Here is a 22502-nt window from a genome sequence, read left to right on the forward strand (position 1 = left end):
ACCGCCGGTAACCCCGTCAAGGGGTCGCGGGCGGATACGGGCGGGGGCCACCTGTGCCGAGGGCTTCCGACGGCAGTGTGGCGCTGGATCACTCCGTGTCACTTCCGCCTGCCGAAGTAAACCCCGCATGGCGACGACGTCTGTCGAATCGCCCCGCAAGGGGGAGCCCTCGACGTCGTGTCCGGCCCGCCCGGCCCGCTCCAACGAGGCGTCCTCCGCGGGCGCTTGATCGATCAAACCGGAAAGTCCGCTTCAGGAGGCGATTCCACCGGTGCGACCCGGAGCCCTTTCGGACGCGCTCGGTGTGGCCTCTATGACCCCTACGCCCCCTCCTTCAGAACCCGTGTGATCAGCTTTCGCTGTTCCTCGGTCAGGCGGGGGTCGGAGCAGTAGACAGTCCGCCCGTCGACGGTGATCTGGTAGCTGAAGCCGTCCGGAACCCCGACCGGGGGCTCGTCGTGGCCCTGGGCGAGGGACTGGGTGGCGAGGGTGTGCCAGTCGTCGGCGTCGGGGCGCGCCGAGGTGTCGATCTCGGCGCGGCGCTCGATGCCGGCGAAGCCACCGGTGCGTCGGATGTGAATGCGCATGGGTGGCTCCTACCCAGGAGGACGGGCCGGACGTCCCCGGGGTGCGCTATTCGGTGGGGGTGACGCCCACCTGCGACCACGCCTTGACCATGGCCTCGTGTTCGGCGCCCGCGCCGTAGCGGGCCTGGGCCGCCGCGATGGTGAGGGCCGCGAAGTCGGCGAACTTGGCGTTCTTGGCGAGGTGGCCGCCGGTCAGCACGTCGTACCAGACCTGGCCCGCGCGCTCCCAGGCGTTGCCGCCGATGGTGGTCGCGGCGACGTAGAACGCGTGGTTGGGGATGCCGGAGTTGAGGTGGACGCCGCCGTTGTCGTCCTGCGTCTCGACGTAGTTCTTCATCTTGGCGGGCTGCGGGTCCTTGCCGAGTACGTCGTCGTCGTACGCGGTTCCCGGTGCCTTCATGGAGCGCAGGGCCTTGCCGGTGACGTTCGGGCCGAGGAGGTCGGCGCCGATCAGCCAGTCGGCCTGCGCGGCGCTCTGGCCGAGGGCGTACTGCTTGATCAGCGAACCGAAGACGTCCGAGATGGACTCGTTGAGTGCGCCGGACTGGCCGCTGTAGTCGAGGTTGGCGGTGTACTGCGTGACGCCGTGGGTCAGTTCGTGCCCGATCACGTCGACGGGGATGGTGAAGTCGAGGAACAGGTCGTTGTCGCCGTCGCCGAACACCATCCGCTGGCCGTCCCAGAAGGCGTTGTCGTACTTCTGGCCGTAGTGGACGGTGGCGTTGAGCGGCAGGTCGGCGCCGTCGATGGAGTGCCGGCCGTAGACCTTGAGATAGAGGTTGAAGGTCGCACCGAGACCGGCGTGCGCGCGGTTGACCGAGGCGTCCTTGGACGGACTGTCGGCCTCGCTGTGGACCTTGGTGCCGGGGAGCGTCTCGGTGTGGCCGGCGTCGTAGATGGTGCGGTTGGGCTTGTCGGACGCGGCTTCGGGGACGGCGCGGGCGGTGGTGGCGAGGGCGCTCTCGTAACGGCGGGTGCGGTGGCGCGCGTCGTGGTCGAGGGTGCGGCGGGCCGGCTCGTTGCGGGCAGGATCGTCGGATTGCGCCAGCTTGTCGAGGAGGTGGGGCGGCACGATGGTGCAGAAGACCGGGGTGGCCGGGGTGTCCGGCGTTGAGGTGACGTCCATCCTGCAAATGTCGCATTGCGTGACGCGGTTGTCACTGCCCGCTGCTGAGATTCCCGAAAACGTGTGGTTGATCGCAGTCAGGCGGTTACGTCCCCTCGGTCCCGCATACTGATACGGGCCGCCGGAGCTCGCCGCCCTCGGTTAGGGTGCTGTGCATCATGCGTTTCGGGCTGCTTCTCCTTAGCTGCCGCGGTGAGGGCCTGTAGTCGTAGGCCGACCCCCTCCCCGCGGAGTTCGGTGCTGCGATTCATCGCCCCGTCGGCCGGTCCAGCGGACACACGAGGAGCCTACGCATCATGACGAATCCGTCGAGCCACGCCGAGAACGCTGTCGGCCGCCCCACCCCGGTCACCAACGCCACCGCCCTGCAGAAGCCCTCCGGGATGCCGGTGCACAAGTACGGCCGCTACGAGGCCGTCGAGATCCCGGACCGCACCTGGCCCGACAACCGGATCACCAAGGCCCCCCGCTGGCTGTCGACGGACCTGCGGGACGGCAACCAGGCGCTGATCGACCCGATGTCGCCGGCCCGCAAGCGCGAGATGTTCGATCTGCTGGTGTCGATGGGCTACAAGGAGATCGAGGTCGGCTTCCCGTCGTCCGGCGAGACCGACTTCGCGTTCGTCCGCTCGATCATCGAAGAGGGCGCGATCCCCGATGACGTGACGATCTCCGTGCTGACGCAGGCGCGTGAGGAGCTGATCGAGCGGACCGTGGAGTCGCTGCGCGGCGCCCGCCGGGCCACCGTCCACCTCTACAACGCCACCGCGCCCACCTTCCGCCGGGTCGTGTTCCGCGGTTCGAAGGAGCAGGTCAAGCAGATCGCGGTGGACGGTACGCGGCTGGTCATGGAGTACGCGGACAAGATCCTGGGCGACGAGACGATCTTCGGCTACCAGTACAGCCCGGAGATCTTCACCGACACCGAGCTGGACTTCGCGCTGGAGGTCTGCGAGGCGGTCTGTGACGTCTGGCAGCCCGAGGAGGGCCGCGAGATCATCCTGAACCTGCCGGCCACCGTGGAGCGTTCGACGCCGTCCACGCACGCCGACCGCTTCGAGTGGATGTCGCGCCACCTGTCCCGCCGCGAGCACGTATGCCTGTCCGTGCACCCGCACAACGACCGCGGCACCGCGGTGGCCGCCGCCGAGCTGGCGATCATGGCGGGCGCGGACCGTATCGAGGGCTGCCTGTTCGGGCAGGGCGAGCGGACCGGCAACGTCGACCTGGTCACGCTGGGCATGAACCTGTTCTCGCAGGGCGTCGACCCGCAGATCGACTTCTCGCAGATCGACGAGATCCGCCGCACCAGCGAGTACTGCAACCAGATGGAGGTCCACCCGCGCCACCCCTACGCGGGCGACCTGGTCTACACCGCCTTCTCCGGCTCCCACCAGGACGCCATCAAGAAGGGCTTCGACGCCATGGAGGCCGAGGCGGCCGCCGCGGGCAGGACCGTGGACGAGATCGAGTGGGCGGTGCCGTACCTGCCCATCGACCCCAAGGACGTCGGCCGCTCCTACGAAGCCGTCATCCGCGTCAACTCGCAGTCCGGCAAGGGCGGTATCGCCTACGTGCTGAAGAACGACCACAAGCTGGACCTGCCGCGCCGGATGCAGATCGAGTTCTCCCGGACCATCCAGGAGAAGACCGACTCGGAGGGCGGCGAGGTCACCCCGGCCGCGATCTGGGCCACCTTCCAGGACGAGTACCTGCCCACCCCGGACCACGCCTGGGGCCGGATCGCGCTGCGTTCCGCGCAGACCTCGACCACCAGTGAGGGCACCGACGCACTGACCGTCGAAGCCGTGGTGGACGGCGCCGACACGGTCCTGACCGGGTCGGGCAACGGCCCGCTGGCCGCGTTCATCGACTCGCTGCACGCCATCGACGCGGACGTCCGGGTCCTGGACTACGTCGAGCACACGATGAGCGAGGGCGCGGGCGCCCAGGCCGCCGCCTACGTCGAGTGCGCGATCGGCGACAAGGTCCTGTGGGGCGTCGGCATCGACGCGAACATCGTGCGCGCGTCCATCAAGGCCGTCGCCTCCGCGGTCAACCGCGCCGGCCGCTGACCGTTCCGGAGGGCGGGCCGCCGAGCGCGAGCCCGCCCTTCGGCCACTTTCCCGGTGCCCCGGCGCCGCGTACGCCGCCCGTACGCCGCGCCGGGGCACCGTGTCAGTTGGCCACGTTCCCGCTCCCACCTGCTCTTACCTGCTTACGGAAGGCCGCAGTTCGCTTCCGGCGGGCACTGTCGGCAGGCCGTCAGCCGCGGCCTGTGCGCGAGGTACACCCTTCGTCATTCGGCCAGTTGTCCGTTCGAGGTGCTGACGCCACATCACGGATGTGGCTAACATCACGTCAATACGGCGACGTGGCCACGGTGTTACTTCCCGTGTCCTGAAGGCTGCGGGGGAGTTACGGAGGTCTGGCGTGAGGCACAAGATGTGTGTGCTGGGCGTGTGCACGTCCTGGCGTACCGTCGCCGATGGTGAGTTCTTCTGCCCCGACTGCGGCGGCGACCGCAACTACCTCCGCAGGACCGGCCACCGGCGCCTGACCGTCCTCGGCATCCCGCTGCTCTCGCGCGGCGCGGCCGACCCGGTCATCGAATGCTCCGCCTGCCGCGGCCACTTCGGCCCTGACGTGCTGGACCACCCCACCACCGTGCGGCTCTCCGCGATGCTCCGCGACGCCGTGCACACCGTCACCCTCGCCGTACTCGCGGCCGGCGGCACGTCCTCCCGTGCGGTGCGCGACACCGCCGTCGGCACCGTCCGCGCGGCCGGCTTCGCGGACTGCTCGGAGGACCAGCTGCTCACCCTCCTCGCCGCGCTCGCCGCCGACACCGGAGCCCTCAGCGGCACGGCCGAGGCCCTCGGCGCGGGCGACCGCCGTCCCCGCGGCGGCCTCGACCCCTGCGGCACGGCCCTCGCCATCGAGCTGCACGCGTCCCTGGAGCCGCTGACGCCGCACCTCGCCCAGGCGGGCCGCGAATCGCTGCTCTTCCAGGGCGCCCGCATCGCCCTCGCCGACGGCTCCTACACCCCCGCCGAACGCGAGGTGCTCGGCACCGTCGGCGCCGCCCTGATGCTCTGCCCCGCCGACACCGACCGTCTGCTGGTGGCGGCCCGCACCCCGTCCTGACCGGCGCCTCGGCCCGGATACGCCGCCGGCCCCGCCGCCCGTGGAGGGAGGCGGGGCCGGCGGCCGTGCGAGCGGGTCAGCCGCGCGTCAGGCGAACGGGCAGCGTGCGGAAGCCGCCGACGATGAAGCCGCCCGACGGCTCCAGGGACGCGGCGGGAGCGGCGAACTCCAGGTCGGGGAAACGCTCGAAGAGCGCCGGGAGGGCGACCCTGGCCTCCATGCGGGCCAGCGGGGAGCCCAGGCAGCGGTGGACGCCGTGGCCGAAGCTGAGGTGCTCCACGTCGGCCCGCAGGATGTTGAACTCGCCTGCGGTGGGGCCGTGTTGCTCGGGGTCGCGTCCGGTGGCCGCGATAGCGGCCAGGATCGCCTCGCCCTTGCGGATGGTCGGGCCGTCCGGGATGGCGATGTCCTCGACGGCGAAGCGGAGCGGGAGGTTGGCGACGCTGGGGGTCCAGCGCAGGGTCTCCTCGATGACGTCGTTCCAGGACGCCTTCCCGTCGCGCACCAGCTGGAGCTGGTCCGGGTGCGTGAGCAGGTTGTGCACCGCGTTGCCGATGAGGTTGACGGTGGTCTCGTGGCCGGCGATCAGGACCAGCAGGAGCGTGTCGATCAGCTCCTGCTCGCTCATCGTGTGGCCCTCGTCGTCCCGTTCGGACACCAGCAGGCTGGTCAGGTCCTCGCCGGGCTCCCGCCGCTTCGACGCGACCAGACCGCCCAGCAGTTCCTGGGTCGCCACCAGCGTGATCCCGGCCTCTTCCGGGTCGACGCTGGTCATGATGATCTCGGCGAGCCGGGCCAGCTCCGAGCGGGTCTCGCCCTCGGGAATGCCGAACAGCTCGCAGATGACCTGCATGGGCAGCGGGTGCGCGAAGCCCTCGCGCAGGTCGGTGACGGCGCCGGCCTGGGCTGCCGCGAGGTCGTCGATCAGAGCCGTGGTGATGCGCTCGACGGACGGCAGCATGGCGTCGGTGCGGCGCGCGGTGAAGGCCGGCGCGATCAGCTTGCGCAGCCGCCGGTGGTCGGCGCCGTACGCGGTGAACATGTTGCTGACGCCGACCCAGGTCTGCAGCCAGGTCTCGTGGTACTCGCCGCGTTGCCAGGCGGGCCAGTGCTCCCGTGCGTTCTTGGAGACCCGCGGGTCGGTCAGCAGCTCCTTGAGGAGCTTGTGGCTGTTGATCGACCACGCCTCCGGTCCGTCGGGGAGCTGAACCAGGGTGGCGCGGCCTAGCTCGCGGAGGCGGTCTGCCTCTGCGTGGATATCGGATCCGGTCGGGTCGATGGCGATGAGCTGCTGTCCCACGGGGTGGCTCCTGCCTGATCGGGGGTGATGGGGGTGAAGCGGGCCGGAAGAGCTGCGAGAGCCCGTTGGAACCCGCCGGGCCGCCACTGCAACTCTTCTGCCGGGACAGAGAGTTCGATGTCGGAGAGCCAGGCGGTGAGGCGTTCGATCGCGGTGGTCGCGATCACCAGCGCATGGCGCTGCACGGGGCAGGAGTGCGGACCCGACGCCCAGGCCAGGTGCGCGCCGCTGCCCGAGCGGTCGTCCAGCGCGACCTCGCCGAACTGCGTGTTGGCGGCCGCGTACGAGACCAGCACCAGCTGTCCCGCGCGCACCCACGTGCCGTGGAAGAACACGTCGCGGCGCGGGTAGTGGGCGGAGTAGTTGGCCATCGGCGGGTCGTTCCACAGCACCTCGTTGATGGCGTCCTGCGCGGTCAGCGCGCCGCCGGACAGGGTGCTGTAGTAACGGTCGTCGGAGAGCATCCGGGACAGCGCGTTGCCGATGAGGTTGGCCAGCGGCTCGTTGCCCGCGGCCATGGTCACGACGATCTGCGCGATGACCTCGTCGTCGGACAGGCCGTTGAGGTGGTCGAGGAACCAGGAGGTGAGGTCGGGACCGCGCTGGTTCTTCTTCCGGGTGACCAGCTCCATGATGTACGCCGAGAACGCCGCGTCGGCGCTCGCCGCCTCCTCGGGCGTCGCGCCGTCCATCAGCCCGCCCATGGCCGCGATCAGCTGCTCGCCGTACTCGTCGGGCATACCGAAGAGGGTGTTGAACATCAGCAGCGGCAACTGCTGGGCGTACTCCGGGACGAGGTCCACCTCGCCGCGCGCGCCGAACTTCCGGATGAGGCTGTCCGCGGCGCGGCGCACCCGGGCGCGCAGTTCGTGCGGTTCGACGAGCTGGAAGCTGTCGGTGATGACCTGGCGCAGGCGCCGGTGCACGTCACCGTCGGCGAACAGGGCGTTGGGCCGCCAGCCCAGCATCGGCAGCACCGCCGAGTCGGCCGGCACGGTCGCCTGCCAGCTGCGGGAGTCCTTCGACCAGGTGGTGTCGTCGTTCAGCAGGTCGAGCGCGGCCCGGTAGTCGGTGACCAGCATGGCGGTCACGCCGGTGGCGATCTCGACGGGCGCCAGGGCGCCGTACTGCCGCAGGTAGGCGTAGAAGCGGTGCGGGTCGGCCGCGAACTCCGGGTCGTAGAGCCGCACGAGCGCGTTCTGCTCGGTCCGCTCCAGCGGGTGGCCGCCCTGCACGGGGGCCTCCTGCGCATAGCCGTCCTGGGCGTAGCCGTCCTGGACGTAGGAGCCCTGGGCGTAGGCGTCCTGGCCGAAGGCGTCCGCCGGCCCGGTGGCCGCGCCGCCGTGGGCGTGCGCGGGGCAGCCGGGTGGCGGGGTGGCGCCCGGCTGGTACGGGGAAGTCACGAGGTCTGGTTCTCCTGGGGCGTATGGGCGAGAACGTGGCCGACGAGCGAGATCAGCGCGTCGACGGACTGGTCACGGTCACGGGCGTCGCACATCACGAGCGGCGTATCGGGGTGCAGGTCGAGGGCGTCGCGCAGCGAGTGGATGGTGTGCTGCGGCGCGTCGGGGAAGGTGTTGACCGCGACGGCGTAGCGCAGCCCCGCCTCCTCGATGATGTCCATCACCTCGAACGAGTCCGCCAGGCGGCGGGTGTCCGCGAGGACCAGCGCCCCGAGTGCGCCGCGGGCGATGTCCTGCCACAGCGGCCGGAAGCGCTTCTGGCCCGGCGTGCCGAACAGGTACAGGACCAGGTCGCCGGGGAGCGTGAGCCGCCCGAAGTCGATGGCGACGGTGGTCGTGGTCTTCTCCCGCACCCCGGCGAGATCGTCGACGAACGCGCCGGACTGCGTCATCACCTCTTCGGTGTGCAGCGGCGGCGTCTCCGACAGCGCACGGATGAGGGTGGTCTTGCCGACCCCGAACGGCCCCGCGACAAGGAGCTTGACCAGGGTCTGGTCGGCCCCGGAAAGGTACATGCCGTCGGTTCCGGGGCCGCTGCTAGGACTTGAGAGAGCGGAGTCCATCGAGAACCCTCTCCAGGATCTGCCGGTCGAATTGCTCGGCTTCGGGTATGGGGACACGGGCGTGCAGGCGGCCGGCATCGACGAGGTCGGCCACCAGCACCTTCACCACGCTGACGGGCAGGTGGAGATGGGCTGCGACCTCGGCCAGAGACAGGGCACCGGGCTGGAGCAGCTCCAGGATCCGGTGCTCTTCCGGTCGTACCTCACTGGTGATCGGCATCCCCCCGCTGTGCAGCAGGGTGAGCCGGTCGAACGTGTTGCGGCTGGGCTGGGCGCGTCCGCCGGTCGCCAGATAGGCCGGTACGAGGCGCCTGTTGCTCTGGCGCGGGGTCATGCGGGGCTGCCGAGATCCCGAGCCGGGCTGTTCATGACCTTGTTGCCCAGGGTCGTGACCTGGATCTGCATGTGGTGCGCGACGACTCCCATGTTGACCTCGGGACCGGCGAAGACGGCCAGGCAGGTGTTCTCGCCCGAGGGGATGGCGAAGACCCAGCCCTGTTCGGATTCGATGACGGTCTGCCGCAGCTTGGCATCGTCCTGTTCGGCGAACGCCGCGGTCACCGCGCGCCCCGCTCCCTGGAGCGCGGACATCATGGCGGCGACACCTTCGGCGGCCTCACGCTTCAGGCCGGGCGACGCCCCTTCGATGAATCCGTCACCGGAGATCACGGCGGCGTGGATAACATGCGGCAGCTCCAGGAGGGGGGCCAGCACCCAGGACTTGTCCTCGGTGACACGGCGGCGTGCGGGGCTGTTCATGGCTGGGCGTTCCCTTCGGGACTGCGAGGGGGCTCTGACTGGGCTGCGGCGCGGCCGGATTCGGTGCCTTGCTGGAGGGCGCCCCAGCGGTTGGCGGCCTCTTCCGGGGTGCGTTCGTGGACCGGCTCGGCGCGCGGCAGGCTCTGCTCCTGCTCCGATACCGGCTTCCGGCGGCGCCTGCGCGGCAGTTCGCCCTCGGCGGGCGTCTCGGCGGGCGCGTCGGAGAGTCCTGGCTGTGCGGGTGCGGGTGCGGGTGCGGGTGCGGCGTGGGCGGGCGCGGCGTGCGCCGGTGCCGCGTGCGCGGGCGCGGCGTGCGCGGGAGCCGCGTGCGAGGGAGCCGCGTGGCTCGGCGCCGCGTGCGCGGGGGTGTGCGAGGCGGCGGGCGATGAGGCACCGGTCGGCAGGACGGCGGACCGGTCCGTAGCGCCGGACCTGTGCGGCAGCGGGGCCATCACGGACATGGGCTGTCGGCTCTCGTCGAGGACGGTGAGAAGGGGATCGCCGGGGACGTAGACCACGGCCCGCACCCCGCCGTACGGCGACGACTCGACGTGTACCCCGAAGCCGTACTGGCGCACCAGCTGGCCGGCCGCCGCGAAACCGGAGCGCGGCGGGTCGCCGAGCTGGGTCAGCATCACGTCGTCCTCACCGGACAGCAGCGCCATCGCGTGCTGGACCTCGTCGGCGTGCATACCGACGCCGTAGTCGTCGATGATCACCGAGGCGCCGCGGTTGCCCTGCTGGAGGGTGACGGTGACGGGCAGTTCACGGTGCGAGTGGTGCAGCGCGTTCGCCAGCAGCTCGGTGACGGTGATCGCCACCGGCTCGACGGCACGGGCGACGACCGCCACCGGGTCGCGCAGCTGGTTGCTGACCTGGACGCGCTCGTAGCCGCGCAGCCGGGAGGCGGAGCCGACGACCAGTTCGGCGAGGTAGGAGTCCTCACGGGTGAGGCCGGGCCAGGCGCCGCACACGACACCGGTGGCCTGAATGCGCCGCAGCGCCTGCTCGTTGAGGAAGTCCGCGTTCAGCAGGTCCTGCGCGACGTCCGGGTCGTCGTAGCGGTGCTGCATGTCCTGGAGCGCCGTCTGGAGGCGGTAGAGCAGCGCCTGAATGGTGGTGGTCGCACCGCGCAGGGTGGACTGGGCGGCCGCGTCGACGCGCAGCCGCTCCTTGTTGACCGCTTCGCTGATCTGGTCGAGAACGGCGGTCAGCGCGTGGTCGGTCTCGGAACCGGCGAACCGGGGGTCGAGCAGCCCGCGTACGGGCACGTGCGGGTGGGCGAGCGCTGTGGTGAGATCCGGGATCCGGGCACCGGCGAGATGCCGGATCTCCGCCTCGGTGGCCCGCAGCCTGGCGGTCAGTTCGGTGTTGCTGTGCACCGTGGCCGCGGCCTGTTCCTCGGACGCGGTCAGGCGCTCGGTGAGCCCGTTCCGCTGCGTCCGTGCTCGGAACAGGAAAACCGCCAGCACCACGGCGGCGGCCGATCCTGCACTGAGGCACCACAACAGCGCCTCCGGTATGGATGTCATCGGGATCCTCGTGGGGAACGGGGGCGGCCGGTCGTCACGGCGTCGAGCACCCGAAGCCGCCGGAGCGGCCTCCGGTGGCATCGCGTGGAGCGGCCGATCATGACGGGATGCTACCGGCGTGTCGGCGCTTCGTGAGGGCCCGTTCCTGCGGTCGTCGGAGAAGTGCGGAAGGTCACGTTCCGTCCCCGTTGCGCGAAGTGGGCGCGATCCGGACATGGTGAGGCCCCGTCACGGGCAGCCGGACGGGGCCGGGATGGGGCGACGACGTACCTCAGCCGCTCGTGAACCCGTCCACCTTCACGGCCGCCACGAACGCCGACCAGCCGGTGGCGGCGAAGACGAGCGCGGGGCCTGCGGGGTTCTTGCTGTCGCGGACGGGGACGATGCCGGGGTGGTGGTCGGAGACCTCGACACAGTTGCCGTTGTTGTGGTCGCTGTAGCTGCTCTTACGCCACTGGGCGGTGCTCAGGTCGTACTCGCGCATCGTCTGTAGTCCTCCGCCGCCGATTCGATCAGGGCCAGGGACGCCTCCGGCGACAGCGCGGCGGCCCTGATCAGATCGTAGTCCTGTTGTGCGCGCTTCACTATGGCTGGATCGTCCAGCAGATTCCCCGAATACACGCCTTCCGTATAGGCCGTTGGCGGGGCGTCGTCGAACTCCATGAGCCTCAGCATCTTGCCCACGGATGGGTAGGGGCCCGCGGCGAACGGGAGGACCTGTACGAGGATCTTGTGCTCGCGTGCGGTTTGGACGATGTGCTCCAACTGCGCGGCCATGACGGTTGGACCGCCCACGGGGAGCCGCAGCACAGCTTCGTGCAGCACCGCCCAATACGTGGGGCGTGTAGCGCACCCGAGGATGACAGCCCGGTCCGCTCGGGAGCGGACGCCCTCTTCGATCAACTCGTCCGCCGTGAACGGGCTGCCTGCACGCATGACTGCCCGTGTGTACGCCGAGGTCTGTAGCAGTCCCGGCACGACCATCGACTCGAACTCGCAGATCTTCGTCGCCAGTCGTTCCAGGTCAGCCGCTGCCGCGAAGTAATCCGCATACCGCTTGTCGTCGATCAGTTGTCGCCAGGTCCGCTCGAAAAAGCCCTCGGTTTGTAGAATTTCATCGATCCGAATCGCCACATCCAACTGCGGCTTACGAATCGCCTGCTCGAACTGCCCGATATAGCCGCCGGAGACGAAAACCAGGGCTCCCAGGGCGTCCTGGGTGAGGCTCGCATTCTCCCTTCGCCGTTTCAGTTCCGCCCCGAAGAACTCCCAGGCGGCCTGCCGTTGACCGCTCTGTGGACCTTTGGCCATGACCTACTCCCCTTGTCTGCCCGGCAGTTGCAGTCTGCCGCTGGTTGCGCAGCCTAGTTCCGTACCGGCACGCTGGGAATCCGAACGCGGAAATATCTCAGCGAAAGCGTGGAGGGCCGATGGACCGCACCAAAGAAGTTGAAGAGGCCACAAAGGAATTGGAGGAAGCGCTCGCAGGCGTCGGTATCGTGCTGCCGTCACTCGGTCCCGACATCGTCTCCTACACGCATTTCTCACTGCCCCCGCTCGTCGAATTGGGCCGTTGCAGCACCGAGGTGGCGCGGCGGCTGGCGGCGGTGCTGAGGGAGCGGCGGTGACGGCGGACCGGCCGCCGCTGCGGACCTTCGCGGTGGACACCCGTACGGGGCGGGTCGGCAAGGTCATGGCGTACGACGGGCCCCGCCTCTGCCTGCGGCCGATCGGCGGCGGCAGGGAGTGGGACTGCCCCGCCGACGCCGCCCGCCAGGCAACCGTCGCCGAACGCCTCAGCGCGACCACGGCATACCTGAACGCCCGCAGCAGGGGGGAGGTGGCCTGACGTCACGTGGGTGTTGCTGCCGCACGACGATGCCCGGCGGGGGACCGTGTGCGGCGGTTGTGGCACCGTATGCGGCCCTGGCCTTCTGCGCCGCACCGCCACAGGCCAACCGTCGGACACCACTTTCCCGGCGGCGGAATCCCTTCGGTTCCGCTGCCGGAACGGACCCGTACAAGGATCAATATGCGCGTACGATGCGTCGTTCCGCTCTGTGCCGCCGCCGTCCTCGCCGCCGGTTGTTCCCAGGGAGAGGCCCGCGAGAGCGAGGAAACGGATTCCGTTTCGGCGGAGTCGTCGGCGCTTTCCGATCAGGAGGGGACGGCATCGGGCGGACGTGTTCGCGAATGGAACCCCAAGAGGGCGTTGCAGCGGGCCAACCGGGCATTGCGCTACGACGACGATGACGCGTCCCATCCCGTGCTCGTGGCGACCGAAGGTCCCTATATCGCGACGGGTATGGCAAAGAAATTCAAGGCGACGGGAAAACGGAACTATCGCCTCGATACCACCTGTGACACCCAGGGCGTCGGTGAACTCACACTCACCCTGTCCCGCGGCGATGTCGAGCAGCCCTACGGGATCACCTGCGGGGATCACCGGGCGGATCAGTTCAATATTCCGCCGGGCGAACCGTTCACGGCCACCATCGATCCGGTCAAGGACGGCACCGGGCTGATCCTTTGGGAGCTGAACACCGTCGCCCCGGACAAGGTGCGTGACTGCCCCGACGACATCAAGGGCTGCGACTACTGAGCACCGTCCGGTCACGGAACCGTCCGGCCGATGCGCGAGAATGGCGCCATGAGTCTGTTCCGCGACGACGGCATCGTGCTGCGCACCCAGAAGCTGGGTGAGGCGGACCGGATCATCACGCTGCTCACCCGCGGTCACGGCCGGGTACGGGCGGTGGCGCGGGGCGTGCGGCGGACGAAGTCGAAGTTCGGGGCGCGCCTCGAACCGTTCTCGCACGTCGACGTACAGTTCTTCGCGCGCGGCAGCGAGCTGATCGGGCGCGGGCTGCCGCTGTGCACGCAGAGCGAGACGATCGCGGCGTACGGCGGCGGGATCGTCACCGACTACGGCCGCTACACGGCCGGCACGGCGATGCTGGAGACGGCGGAGCGGTTCACCGATCACGAGGGCGAGCCGGCGGTGCAGCAGTATCTGCTGCTGGTCGGCGGGCTGCGGACGCTGGCGCGCGGGGAGCACGAGCCGCATCTGGTTCTGGACGCGTTCCTGCTGCGCTCGCTGGCCGTCAACGGCTACGCGCCGAGCTTCGACAACTGCGCGAAATGCGGACTGCCGGGACCGAACCGGTTCTTCTCGGTCGGTTCGGGAGGTGTGGTGTGCGGCGACTGCCGGGTGCCGGGAAGCGTCGTACCCTCCTCTGAGGCCATCGGGCTCCTCAGCGCGCTGCTGACCGGCGACTGGGAGACGGCGGACGCGAGTGAGCCGCGGCATGTCCGCGAGGGCAGCGGGCTCGTCGCCGCGTATCTGCACTGGCATCTGGAGCGGGGCCTGCGCTCTCTCCGGTACGTGGAGAAATAGCACGTGGCGGGGTGGCGCGCGGCTCGGCGTCCAGTGAGCGACGAGACGCAGGACGAGACGTAATCCGGCCCGGTCCGGCCTGATCCGGTCTGGGCGATTGAGATATTTGGGAGACGTGGGGCGCATGGCACGACGCGGGATTCTGGGCCGTAACCGGCGTGAATACGAGACGCCCGAGCCGCATCCTTCCGGCGCGCGTCCGCCGAAGATTCCCGGGGAGCTGGTGCCGGAGCACGTCGCCGTCGTCATGGACGGGAACGGCCGCTGGGCCAAGGAGCGCGGGCTGCCGCGCACCGAGGGGCACAAGGTCGGCGAAGGCGTCGTCCTGGACGTCCTCAAGGGCTGCATCGAAATGGGTGTGAAGAACCTTTCGCTGTACGCCTTCTCGACGGAGAACTGGAAGCGGTCACCCGACGAGGTGCGTTTCCTGATGAATTTCAACCGGGACGTCATCCGGCGGCGGCGTGACGAGATGGATGCGCTGGGTATCCGTATCCGGTGGGTCGGGCGGATGCCGAAGCTGTGGAAGTCCGTCGTCCAGGAACTCCAGGTCGCGCAGGAGCAGACCAAGGACAACGATGCGATGACGCTGTATTTCTGCGTGAATTACGGCGGCCGGGCGGAGATCGCCGACGCGGCGGCCGGTATCGCGGCGGATGTGAGGGCCGGGAAGCTCGACCCGTCGAAGGTCAACGAGAAGACCCTCGCGAAGTACCTGTACTACCCGGACATGCCGGACGTGGACCTCTTCGTGCGGCCGTCCGGCGAGCAGCGCACGTCGAATTACCTGATCTGGCAGAGCGCCTACGCCGAGATGGTGTTCCAGGACATTCTCTGGCCGGATTTCGACCGCCGGAACCTCTGGGAAGCCTGCCTGGAGTACGCGAAGCGGGACCGCAGGTTCGGCGCGGCACCGGTCGCCGAGGGCGAGTCGGCGACGTAGCGGCGGCGGAATGCCGAACGGGCCGCCTCCCCGAATCCGGGGGAGGCGGCCCGTTCGCTCGCGGCTGCGGCGGCTACGCCTGCGCCGCGTCCGGCCGCTCGCCCGCGCAGTCGCCGCAGGTGCCGAAGATCTCGATGGTGTGCGCCACGTCGCGGAAGCCGTGCTCCGCGGCGATCTGGTCGGCCCACTTCTCCACCGCCGGGCCCTCGACCTCGACGGCCTTGCCGCAGGCCCGGCACACCAGGTGGTGGTGATGGTCGTCGGTGCTGCACCGGCGGTAGACCGCCTCGCCCTCGCTGGTGCGCAGCACGTCCACTTCGCCGGCGTCGGCGAGGGACTGCAGTGTGCGGTACACGGTGGTCAGTCCGACCGAGTCGCCGCGGTGCTTGAGCATGTCGTGCAGCTCCTGCGCACTGCGGAACTCGTCGACCTCGTCGAGTGCGGCCGACACCGCGGTCCGCTGTCGCGTCGACCGGCCGCGTACCGGAGATCCCGCGCTCGTCGCCACCGTTGCCTCCCTAGGTCGTGGCCGTCCCCCTTGGACGGGTGGGGCCATTGTGCCAGGTGATGACCAGTACACCGAGGGAACACTTACCGGCTTCCCCGGGCGGCTCACCCGCACTCCTGACCTGCCCCGTCACCAGGTACCTACCCATACGGTCAGACGCTCACGTCGTCCGCCGCGGCCCGGCTGCCGGGTACTTCCAGGGTGCACCCCTGCGCGCCGTCGGCGGCAGCCCGCGCGCGTTTTTTCGCGAGCGGCGCGGCGAGCGCGGTGAAGAGCACGAACAGGACGATGGCGAAGAGCACGATGGTCGCGCCGGACGGGACGTCTACGTAGTACGAGGTGGCGGTGCCGGTCAGGGTCACGCCGACGCCGATCGCCACGGCCAGCACGAAGGTCACCGCGAAGCTGCGGGTGATCTGTTGGGCGGCGGCGACCGGGATCACCATCAGCGCGGAGACCAGCAGCAGGCCGACGACCCGCATGGCGACCGTGACGGTGACCGCGGCGGTGACCGCGACCAGCAGGTTCAGCAGCCGGACCGGCAGTCCGGTGACCCGGGCGAACTCCTCGTCCTGGCAGACCGCGAAGAGCTGGCGGCGCAGCCCGATGGTGATCGCGAGGACCACGGCGGCCAGCACACAGATCGTCGTCATGTCCTGCGAGGAGACGGTGGTGATCGAACCGAAGAGGTAGGTGCTGAGGTTGGCGTTGGAGCCCGCGTCGGACAGGTTCATCAGCATCACGCCGCCCGCCATGCCGCCGTAGAACAGCATGGCCAGCGCGAGATCGCCGCGGGTCCTGCCGTACCAGCGGATCAGCTCCATCGCGACGGAGCCGCCGATGGCGACGAAGGTGGCGACCCAGACCGGACTGGCCCAGATCGAGCCGCTGTTGATCAGGAAGCCGAGGCCGACGCCGGTCAGCGCGACATGGCCGATGCCGTCGCCCATCAGGGACTGCCGCCGCTGGACGAGATAGATGCCGATGGCGGGGGCGGTGATGCCGACGATCAGGGCGGCGAGCAGGGCCCGCTGCATGAAGGTGTAGTCGAGGATTTCCATGTCAGCTCAGCAGTCCCGTACGGATCGGCGCCGGGTCGGCGTGCGATCCCATGCAGTGGTGCGAAGCGCCTCCACTTGGGGCGGCGGCGGGCGACGGGTGGGCGTGGTCGTGGCCGGGCAGGGCGTGCTGGCCGACGGCCTCCGGCGGCGGCCCGTCGTGCACGACGCAGCCGTCCCGCAGCACCACGGCCCGGTCGATCAGCGGCTCCAGCGGGCCCAGTTCGTGCAGCACGAGCAGGACGGTGGTGCCGCGGGCGACCTGCTCGCGCAGCGCGCCGGCCAGCACCTCCTGGCTGGCCAGGTCGACGCCGGCCATCGGCTCGTCCATGATCAGCAGTTCCGGCTCGACGGCCAGCGCGCGGGCGATCAGCACCCGCTGGTGCTGGCCGCCGGAGAGCGCGCTCGCCGAGTCCTTGGCGCGGTCGGCCATCCCGACCAGCTCCAGGGCGTGGTGCACGGCGGCCCGGTCGGCCTTGCGCAGGATGCCGAACTTCGTACGGGCCAGCCGTCCGGCCGTGACGATCTCGCTGACGGTGGCGGGGACGCCGCCCGCGGCCGTGGTGCGCTGCGGCACGTACCCGATCCGCGCCCAGTCCTTGAAGCGGCGGAACTCCGTGCCGAAGAGCGACAGCGTGCCGCCGGTGAGCGGCACCTGGCCGATCACCGACCGTACGGCGGTGGACTTGCCCGAGCCGTTGGCGCCGAGCAGCGCGACGACCTCGCCGGAGTGGACGGTGAGGTCGACGCCGCGCAGGACCGGGCGGGCGCCCAGGGTCGCGGTGGCCGCGCGCAGGTCGATGACCGGCTGCCGGTCCGGCTGGTGCGCCGGTGTGTTCATGGTGGCCTCCGTCACGGCGTGCGGGCCGGGGTGGGTGGTTGAGGGGTGGGTCACTTGCTGCCGAGCGCCTTCTGGAGGGCGGCGAGGTTGGACTGCATCACCTCGAAGTAGTCCCGGCCGCGGGTCTTGTCCGTGATCCCTTCGAGCGGGTCGAGGACATCGGTCTTCAGGTGCAGGTCGCCCGCCAGGGACTTGGCGGTGGCCGGGTTGGCGAGGGTCTCGAAGAACACCGTGGAGACGTGGTGCTTGTCGGCGAGGGTGTGCAGGGCCTTGATGCGGTTGGCGCTGGGCTCGGACTCGGGGTCGAGGCCGCTGATGGCCTCCTCGGTCAGGCCGTAGCGCTCGGCGAGGTAGCCGAAGGCCGCGTGGGTGGTGATGAAGGTGTCCGACGTGCGGTTCTTCAGGCCGTTCTCGAAGGCGGTGTTCAGCCCGTCCAGCTTCTTGACCAGAGTGTCGGTGTTCTTCTGGTAGTCGGCCCTGTGGCCCGGGTCGGCCTTGGCGAGGGTCTTGTTCACGCCCTTGGCGACCTCGGCGTACTTCACGGGGTCGAGCCAGATGTGCGGGTCGTCGCCGGCCTCGGCCTCGGACCCGGAGTGCGAGTGGTTGTCGCCGGTGGTGTGGTGGTGGCCGTCGACCTCGGAACCGTGCTCCTCCATCGAGGTCATCGCGGCGGCGTCGGCGATGTTCTTGACGCCGGACTGCTTGATCGCCTCGTCGACGGCCGGCTGGAGGCCCTTGAGGTAGACGATCGCGCCGGACTCGCCGAGCGCGCCGGTCTGCCGCGGGGACAGCTCCAGGTCGTGCGGTTCGACGCCGGGCTTGGTGAGGTTGGACACCTCGACGTGGTCGCCGCCGATCTGCTCGGCGAGGAACTGCATCGGATAGAACGACGCCGTCACCTTCAGCTTGCCGTTGTCGCGGCCCGCTCCATCGGACGTGGAGCAGGCGGACAGAGCCAGGAGGCCGAGGACGGAGACTCCGGCGACGGCAGTGGTCGGTATGAGGCGGCGTATGTTCATGACAGTCATTTTCAACAAAGTTGGAAACGATTGTCAACAAAGCGGATGATCGGAAGAACGTCGAAGGGGCAGGGAAGGGCGGGTTCCGGGACGAAGCGGGAAGCGGCGGGAATCCGATTTGGCCCGGGGGGTACGGCCGCCGGTAACCTGAAGCATTCGCCCGCCGTCTTTTGATCACCACCCCGCATCGTGGCGCTGTGCGCCACCCCCCATCCATCGTTCGTCGTCGTATGAAGAGAGCACCGTGGCCGCCGACAAGATCGATAGCATCGTCAGCCTGAGCAAGCGCCGTGGCTTCGTCTACCCCTGCAGTGAGATCTACGGCGGTTCCCGGGCCGCCTGGGATTACGGTCCGCTGGGTGTCGAGCTCAAGGAGAACCTCAAGCGTCAGTGGTGGCGCTCCATGGTCACCTCGCGCGACGACGTCGTCGGCCTCGACTCGTCCGTGATCCTGGCCCCCGAGGTCTGGGTGGCCTCCGGTCACGTCGCCACCTTCACCGACCCGCTCACCGAGTGCACCTCCTGCCACAAGCGCTTCCGCGCCGACCACCTGGAAGAGGCGTACGAGGCGAAGCACGGACGGCTGCCCGAGAACGGCCTGGCCGACCTGAACTGCCCGCACTGCGGCAACAAGGGCTCCTTCACCGAGCCCAAGCAGTTCTCCGGCCTGCTCTCCACCCACCTCGGCCCCTCGCAGGACACCGCGTCGGTCGCCTACCTGCGCCCCGAGACCGCGCAGGGCATCTTCACCAACTTCGCCCAGGTCCAGCAGACCTCCCGCAAGAAGCCGCCGTTCGGCATCGCGCAGATGGGCAAGTCCTTCCGGAATGAGATCACTCCGGGCAACTTCATCTTCCGCACCCGCGAGTTCGAGCAGATGGAGATGGAGTTCTTCGTCAAGCCGGGCGAGGACGAGCAGTGGCACGAGTACTGGATGGAGCAGCGCTGGAACTGGTACCGCGACCTCGGTATCCGTGAGGAGAACATCCGGTGGTACGACCACCCCAAGGAGAAGCTCTCCCACTACTCCAAGCGCACCGCTGACATCGAGTACCGCTTCAACTTCGGCGGCACCGAGTTCTCCGAGCTGGAGGGTGTGGCCAACCGCACCGACTTCGACCTGTCCGCGCACTCCAAGGCATCCGGCCAGGACCTGTCGTACTTCGACCAGGAGGCCGGCGAGCGCTGGACTCCGTACGTCATCGAGCCGGCGGCCGGCGTGAACCGCGCCATGCTCGCCTTCATGCTCGACGCGTACATCGAGGACGAGGCGCCGAACGCCAAGGGCAAGATGGAGAAGCGCACGGTCATGCGCCTCGACCCGCGCCTGGCGCCGGTCAAGGTCGCGGTGCTGCCGCTGTCCCGCAACCCGCAGCTGTCGCCGAAGGCCAAGGGCCTCGCCGCCGACCTGCGCAAGAACTGGAACATCGAGTTCGACGACGCGGGCGCCATCGGCCGCCGCTACCGCCGCCAGGACGAGATCGGCACCCCGTTCTGCGTCACCGTCGACTTCGACACCCTCGACGACAACGCGGTGACCGTGCGCGAGCGCGACACCATGAAGCAGGAGCGCGTCTCCCTGGACCAGATCCAGGCGTACCTGGGCGCGCGGCTGCTGGGCTGCTAGGGCCTCTCGTTCGGGGGCTGGGGCTCTTCCCCGGCCCGCCGTCCGCCCGTCAAACAGGCGCCGTCCCGCCCGGGTTCGCTCGGGGGGACGGCGCCTGACGCGTGCGCGGGGGGGCGATGGCGGGGCCGGATCAGCGGCCGTCCGCCGCGGCCGGGCGTATCGCGAGCCGCGTGCACAGGGCCGCCAGCGGGAGTTCCGCGGCGAGCGCCATCGCCAGGGCGGTGGCCAGGTCCTGGCCGGTGGCGGTGGCGACGTCCACGACGGCGTCGACGGCCAGCAGCGCAGCGGCGGCGGCCGCGGCCGCGCGGTGGCCCGGTGTGCCGCGCCGCAGACGGGCCCCGGCGGTCAGCAGGGCCGCTGCCTCCAGGAGGTCGAGGGTGATCCAGGCGGCGGCCTGCCGGGGCGGCAGCGTGGCGGCGAGGCAGACCGACCACGGCAACAGGGCGAGCCCCGCGCCGGTCAGTACCCGGCCCTGCCACCGGTGTCCGAACCCGGCCTGTGCAGGACGCCAACCACCGTTCGGAACAGGGGAGTTGAGAGTGACAAGGGCCATGGTCCGGACCGCTTTCGGTGAGGAGGAACCCGGCTCTCGGGCTCGGCTTCCACTCTTCCGATCCGGGCCGCCCGCGTCGGTAGCCCGGCTGCCCGACCTGGGGTGGCACCAGCTACACCCCCGATCCGGAAGCCGGCGTCAGTGCGGCGCCGCGAGCGCCCCGCATAGCGTGGGCTCATGACCATTCCGCCCCGGTTGCGCCGCCTGCTGCGGCTGCGGCGTGACCTCCTCTACCTCGCCGCAGGTGTGCTCCCGCATCTGCTGACCGCCCCGCTGTTCTTCTGGGCGGCGGTGCTCACCGGGCAGACCCTGGCCGGCACCTCGTCCGACGCCCCGGTGATCCTGTCCGTCCCGCTGACCCTGCTCGTCGCCGCCGGATACGGCCTGACGGAGGCTCAGCGGTGGCGGTTCCGTGCACTGTGCGGGGTGGAGCTGCCGCGGCTCGGATTCCGGCGCGCACGGCGGCAGTTCGGCTACCACTTCCTGGTCGGACCGCTGCTCGGCGGTCTCGAACTCCTGCTGCTCGCCCTGCTGTCGGCGGGCATCGCGGCATCGACGGTACTGATATGGATCTGGACCGTGCCCTGGCAGTGGCGCATCGGACACCCCGGCTATTCGACCCAGGCCGCCTACGTCACCGCGCTCGGCCTGCTCGCACTGGCCGCGGTGCCGCCGCTGGCCGCCGGGCTCGTACGGCTGGAGGACCTCGTCGGTCGGGCGGTGCTGGGGGTCAGCCGGTCCGACGAACTGGAGCGGAGGGTCGAGGACCTGACCGAGAGCCGGGCGGGCGCGGTGGACGCGGCGGACGCCGAACGCCGCCGGATCGAACGGGACCTGCACGACGGCGCCCAGCAGCGCCTGGTCTCGCTGGCGCTCAACCTCGGGCTGGCGAAGGCGACGCTCACCGATCTGCCTCCCGAGGTCAAGGACGTCATCGACGCGGCGCACCGCGAGGCGAAGGACGCGATCGAGGAGCTGAACAGCCTGGTGCGCGGGCTGCACCCCGCCGTACTCGACGAACTCGGCCTGGACGCCGCGCTGTCGGGGCTCGCGGCCCGCGCGCCGCTGCCGGTGCGGCTGCGGGTCGATCTGCCGGAGCGGGCCGCGGCGCCGGTCGAGGCCGTCGCGTACTTCGTCGTCTCGGAGGCGCTGACCAACGTGGCCAAGCACGCGCGGGACGCGACCCGGGCGGAGGTGACCGTCACCCGGCTCGGCGGAATACTGCGGGTGGTGATAGCCGACGACGGGGCGGGCGGCGCCGACGCGTCCCGGGGGAGCGGACTGAAGGGGCTTGCCCAGCGGGTGCGTTCGGTGGACGGGACGTTCCGGATGAGCAGCCCCGTAGGAGGCCCGACCATGATGAGAGTGGAGTTGCCGTGCCCGATGTGAGCAGTGCCGTGGTTGCCGGGGGGACCGCCGGGAGATCCGCCGTGATCGCCGAGGACTCCGTCCTGCTGCGGATCGGTCTGGTGAAGGTGCTGGAGATGGCCGGGTTCACGGTGGTGGCCGAAGCGGGCGACGCGGAGGAACTGCTGGCCGCCGTCGCCGCACACCGGCCCGACCTCGCGGTGGTGGACGTCCGGATGCCGCCGGGCTTCACGGACGAAGGGGTGCGGGCCGCGCTGTCCATCCGCCGGGAGCGGCCGGGGACCGCGGTGCTGATGCTGTCCCAGTACGTGGAGGAGCGTTACGCGGCCGATCTGCTCGCGACCCACACCAGCGGGGTGGGCTACCTCCTCAAGCAACGGGTCGCGGACGTCGAGGAGTTCATCGAGGCGCTGCGGCGGGTCGCGGACGGCGGCACCGCGCTCGACCCGCAGGTCGTCGCGCAGCTGCTGGTGCGCAGGGCGAGCGACCCGATGGAGCGGCTGACCGGACGCGAGCGCGAGGTGCTGGCGCTGATGGCCGAGGGCCGCTCCAACGCGGGGATCGCCGCGCAGCTCGTGGTGAGCGAGAGCGCGGTCGCCAAGCACATCAACAGCATCCTGACCAAGCTCGACCTGCCGGTGGCGGACGCCGACCACCGGCGGGTGCTGGCGGTACTCCGCTTTCTGGGCGTGGGCTGACGGGGCCGGCCCG

Annotated in this window: 25 protein-coding genes; 10 read left to right on the top strand and 15 right to left on the bottom strand. The window is 70.1% G+C overall.

Features of this window, described 5'->3' with window-relative positions:
• Positions 1 to 320: 320 nt before the first annotated feature.
• Together LIU39_RS05090 and LIU39_RS05095 are read right to left on the bottom strand one after the other, a co-directional pair.
• A complete protein-coding gene (locus LIU39_RS05090; protein WP_227045057.1) occupies positions 321 to 587 on the bottom strand; it encodes a protealysin inhibitor emfourin in 267 nt (88 codons plus the stop codon).
• A gap of 46 nt (positions 588 to 633) precedes the next feature.
• Entirely contained in the window at positions 634 to 1713 is a 1080-nt protein-coding gene (locus LIU39_RS05095) for a M4 family metallopeptidase (protein ID WP_227045058.1), read from the bottom strand.
• Between the two features lie 296 nt (positions 1714 to 2009).
• Here LIU39_RS05095 and leuA point away from each other — a divergent pair, with 296 nt between their 5' ends.
• Together leuA and LIU39_RS05105 are read left to right on the top strand one after the other, a co-directional pair.
• On the top strand, positions 2010 to 3788 hold the full coding sequence (gene leuA, locus LIU39_RS05100) for a 2-isopropylmalate synthase (RefSeq protein ID WP_227045060.1): 1779 nt from the start codon (positions 2010 to 2012) through the stop codon (positions 3786 to 3788).
• A gap of 370 nt (positions 3789 to 4158) precedes the next feature.
• Positions 4159 to 4860 (top strand): TerB family tellurite resistance protein, encoded by a 702-nt coding sequence (locus LIU39_RS05105; protein ID WP_227045217.1) that lies wholly within the window; start codon positions 4159 to 4161, stop codon positions 4858 to 4860.
• Between the two features lie 76 nt (positions 4861 to 4936).
• Here LIU39_RS05105 and LIU39_RS05110 read toward each other — a convergent pair whose 3' ends face one another.
• The 8 genes from LIU39_RS05110 to LIU39_RS05145 all read right to left on the bottom strand — a co-directional run bounded on the left by LIU39_RS05110 (position 4937) and on the right by LIU39_RS05145 (position 11788).
• Positions 4937 to 6160 carry a cytochrome P450 family protein gene (locus tag LIU39_RS05110; protein ID WP_227045062.1) on the bottom strand — a complete coding sequence of 408 codons (1224 nt, stop codon included), beginning with the start codon at positions 6158 to 6160 and terminating at the stop codon, positions 4937 to 4939.
• Positions 6085 to 7563, bottom strand: coding sequence for a cytochrome P450 (locus LIU39_RS05115; protein WP_227045065.1), 1479 nt, complete (start codon positions 7561 to 7563; stop codon positions 6085 to 6087). Before LIU39_RS05115 ends, LIU39_RS05110 begins: the two co-directional genes overlap by 76 nt.
• Positions 7560 to 8138 (bottom strand): GTP-binding protein, encoded by a 579-nt coding sequence (locus LIU39_RS05120; protein ID WP_227045067.1) that lies wholly within the window; start codon positions 8136 to 8138, stop codon positions 7560 to 7562. Before LIU39_RS05120 ends, LIU39_RS05115 begins: the two co-directional genes overlap by 4 nt.
• Before the next feature lie 22 nt (positions 8139 to 8160).
• Positions 8161 to 8520 carry a DUF742 domain-containing protein gene (locus tag LIU39_RS05125; protein WP_227045069.1) on the bottom strand — a complete coding sequence of 120 codons (360 nt, stop codon included), beginning with the start codon at positions 8518 to 8520 and terminating at the stop codon, positions 8161 to 8163.
• Entirely contained in the window at positions 8517 to 8945 is a 429-nt protein-coding gene (locus LIU39_RS05130) for a roadblock/LC7 domain-containing protein (RefSeq protein ID WP_227045071.1), read from the bottom strand. The genes LIU39_RS05125 and LIU39_RS05130 overlap by 4 nt, the downstream gene beginning before the upstream one ends.
• Positions 8942 to 10477, bottom strand: a complete 1536-nt coding sequence (locus LIU39_RS05135) for an ATP-binding protein (RefSeq protein ID WP_227045074.1) — start codon at positions 10475 to 10477, stop codon at positions 8942 to 8944. The genes LIU39_RS05130 and LIU39_RS05135 overlap by 4 nt, the downstream gene beginning before the upstream one ends.
• Positions 10478 to 10748: 271 nt before the next feature.
• Positions 10749 to 10961, bottom strand: coding sequence for a DUF397 domain-containing protein (locus LIU39_RS05140; protein ID WP_227045076.1), 213 nt, complete (start codon positions 10959 to 10961; stop codon positions 10749 to 10751).
• Positions 10943 to 11788, bottom strand: a complete 846-nt coding sequence (locus tag LIU39_RS05145; RefSeq protein ID WP_227045078.1) for a helix-turn-helix domain-containing protein — start codon at positions 11786 to 11788, stop codon at positions 10943 to 10945. The genes LIU39_RS05140 and LIU39_RS05145 overlap by 19 nt, the downstream gene beginning before the upstream one ends.
• A gap of 119 nt (positions 11789 to 11907) precedes the next feature.
• Between LIU39_RS05145 and LIU39_RS05150 the strand changes: the two genes are divergently transcribed.
• The 5 genes from LIU39_RS05150 to LIU39_RS05170 all read left to right on the top strand — a co-directional run bounded on the left by LIU39_RS05150 (position 11908) and on the right by LIU39_RS05170 (position 14817).
• A complete protein-coding gene (locus LIU39_RS05150; RefSeq protein ID WP_227045080.1) occupies positions 11908 to 12105 on the top strand; it encodes a hypothetical protein in 198 nt (65 codons plus the stop codon).
• Positions 12102 to 12326, top strand: a complete 225-nt coding sequence (locus tag LIU39_RS05155; protein WP_227045081.1) for a hypothetical protein — start codon at positions 12102 to 12104, stop codon at positions 12324 to 12326. Before LIU39_RS05150 ends, LIU39_RS05155 begins: the two co-directional genes overlap by 4 nt.
• 183 nt (positions 12327 to 12509) lie before the next feature.
• Positions 12510 to 13079, top strand: coding sequence for a hypothetical protein (locus LIU39_RS05160; RefSeq protein WP_227045084.1), 570 nt, complete (start codon positions 12510 to 12512; stop codon positions 13077 to 13079).
• A gap of 48 nt (positions 13080 to 13127) precedes the next feature.
• A complete protein-coding gene (gene recO, locus LIU39_RS05165; RefSeq protein ID WP_227045085.1) occupies positions 13128 to 13874 on the top strand; it encodes a DNA repair protein RecO in 747 nt (248 codons plus the stop codon).
• 124 nt (positions 13875 to 13998) lie between these two features.
• Positions 13999 to 14817, top strand: coding sequence for an isoprenyl transferase (locus LIU39_RS05170; RefSeq protein ID WP_227045088.1), 819 nt, complete (start codon positions 13999 to 14001; stop codon positions 14815 to 14817).
• Between the two features lie 73 nt (positions 14818 to 14890).
• Here LIU39_RS05170 and LIU39_RS05175 read toward each other — a convergent pair whose 3' ends face one another.
• The 4 genes from LIU39_RS05175 to LIU39_RS05190 form a co-directional block, all read right to left on the bottom strand.
• Complete coding sequence (locus LIU39_RS05175) at positions 14891 to 15325, bottom strand: Fur family transcriptional regulator (RefSeq protein ID WP_227045089.1); 435 nt, start codon at positions 15323 to 15325, stop codon at positions 14891 to 14893.
• A 152-nt stretch (positions 15326 to 15477) separates the two neighbouring features.
• Positions 15478 to 16386: a metal ABC transporter permease gene (locus tag LIU39_RS05180; protein WP_227045091.1), complete on the bottom strand. Its 909-nt coding sequence runs from the start codon at positions 16384 to 16386 to the stop codon at positions 15478 to 15480.
• A 1-nt stretch (position 16387) separates the two neighbouring features.
• A complete protein-coding gene (locus LIU39_RS05185) occupies positions 16388 to 17224 on the bottom strand; it encodes a metal ABC transporter ATP-binding protein (protein WP_227045219.1) in 837 nt (278 codons plus the stop codon).
• A 50-nt stretch (positions 17225 to 17274) separates the two neighbouring features.
• On the bottom strand, positions 17275 to 18243 hold the full coding sequence (locus LIU39_RS05190; protein WP_227045093.1) for a metal ABC transporter substrate-binding protein: 969 nt from the start codon (positions 18241 to 18243) through the stop codon (positions 17275 to 17277).
• A 244-nt stretch (positions 18244 to 18487) separates the two neighbouring features.
• Between LIU39_RS05190 and LIU39_RS05195 the strand changes: the two genes are divergently transcribed.
• Complete coding sequence (locus LIU39_RS05195) at positions 18488 to 19870, top strand: glycine--tRNA ligase (RefSeq protein WP_227045095.1); 1383 nt, start codon at positions 18488 to 18490, stop codon at positions 19868 to 19870.
• A 130-nt stretch (positions 19871 to 20000) separates the two neighbouring features.
• Here LIU39_RS05195 and LIU39_RS05200 read toward each other — a convergent pair whose 3' ends face one another.
• On the bottom strand, positions 20001 to 20423 hold the full coding sequence (locus LIU39_RS05200) for a hypothetical protein (RefSeq protein WP_227045097.1): 423 nt from the start codon (positions 20421 to 20423) through the stop codon (positions 20001 to 20003).
• Positions 20424 to 20600: 177 nt separating this feature from the next.
• On the opposite strand from LIU39_RS05200, the gene LIU39_RS05205 reads away from it, so the two are divergent.
• Positions 20601 to 21812 carry a sensor histidine kinase gene (locus LIU39_RS05205; RefSeq protein WP_227045099.1) on the top strand — a complete coding sequence of 404 codons (1212 nt, stop codon included), beginning with the start codon at positions 20601 to 20603 and terminating at the stop codon, positions 21810 to 21812.
• A 41-nt stretch (positions 21813 to 21853) separates the two neighbouring features.
• On the top strand, positions 21854 to 22489 hold the full coding sequence (locus tag LIU39_RS05210) for a response regulator (RefSeq protein ID WP_227045101.1): 636 nt from the start codon (positions 21854 to 21856) through the stop codon (positions 22487 to 22489).
• Positions 22490 to 22502 lie beyond the last annotated feature (13 nt).

This window comes from Streptomyces pinistramenti, from assembly GCF_020564935.1.
In the GTDB taxonomy this organism is placed as follows: domain Bacteria; phylum Actinomycetota; class Actinomycetes; order Streptomycetales; family Streptomycetaceae; genus Streptomyces; species Streptomyces pinistramenti.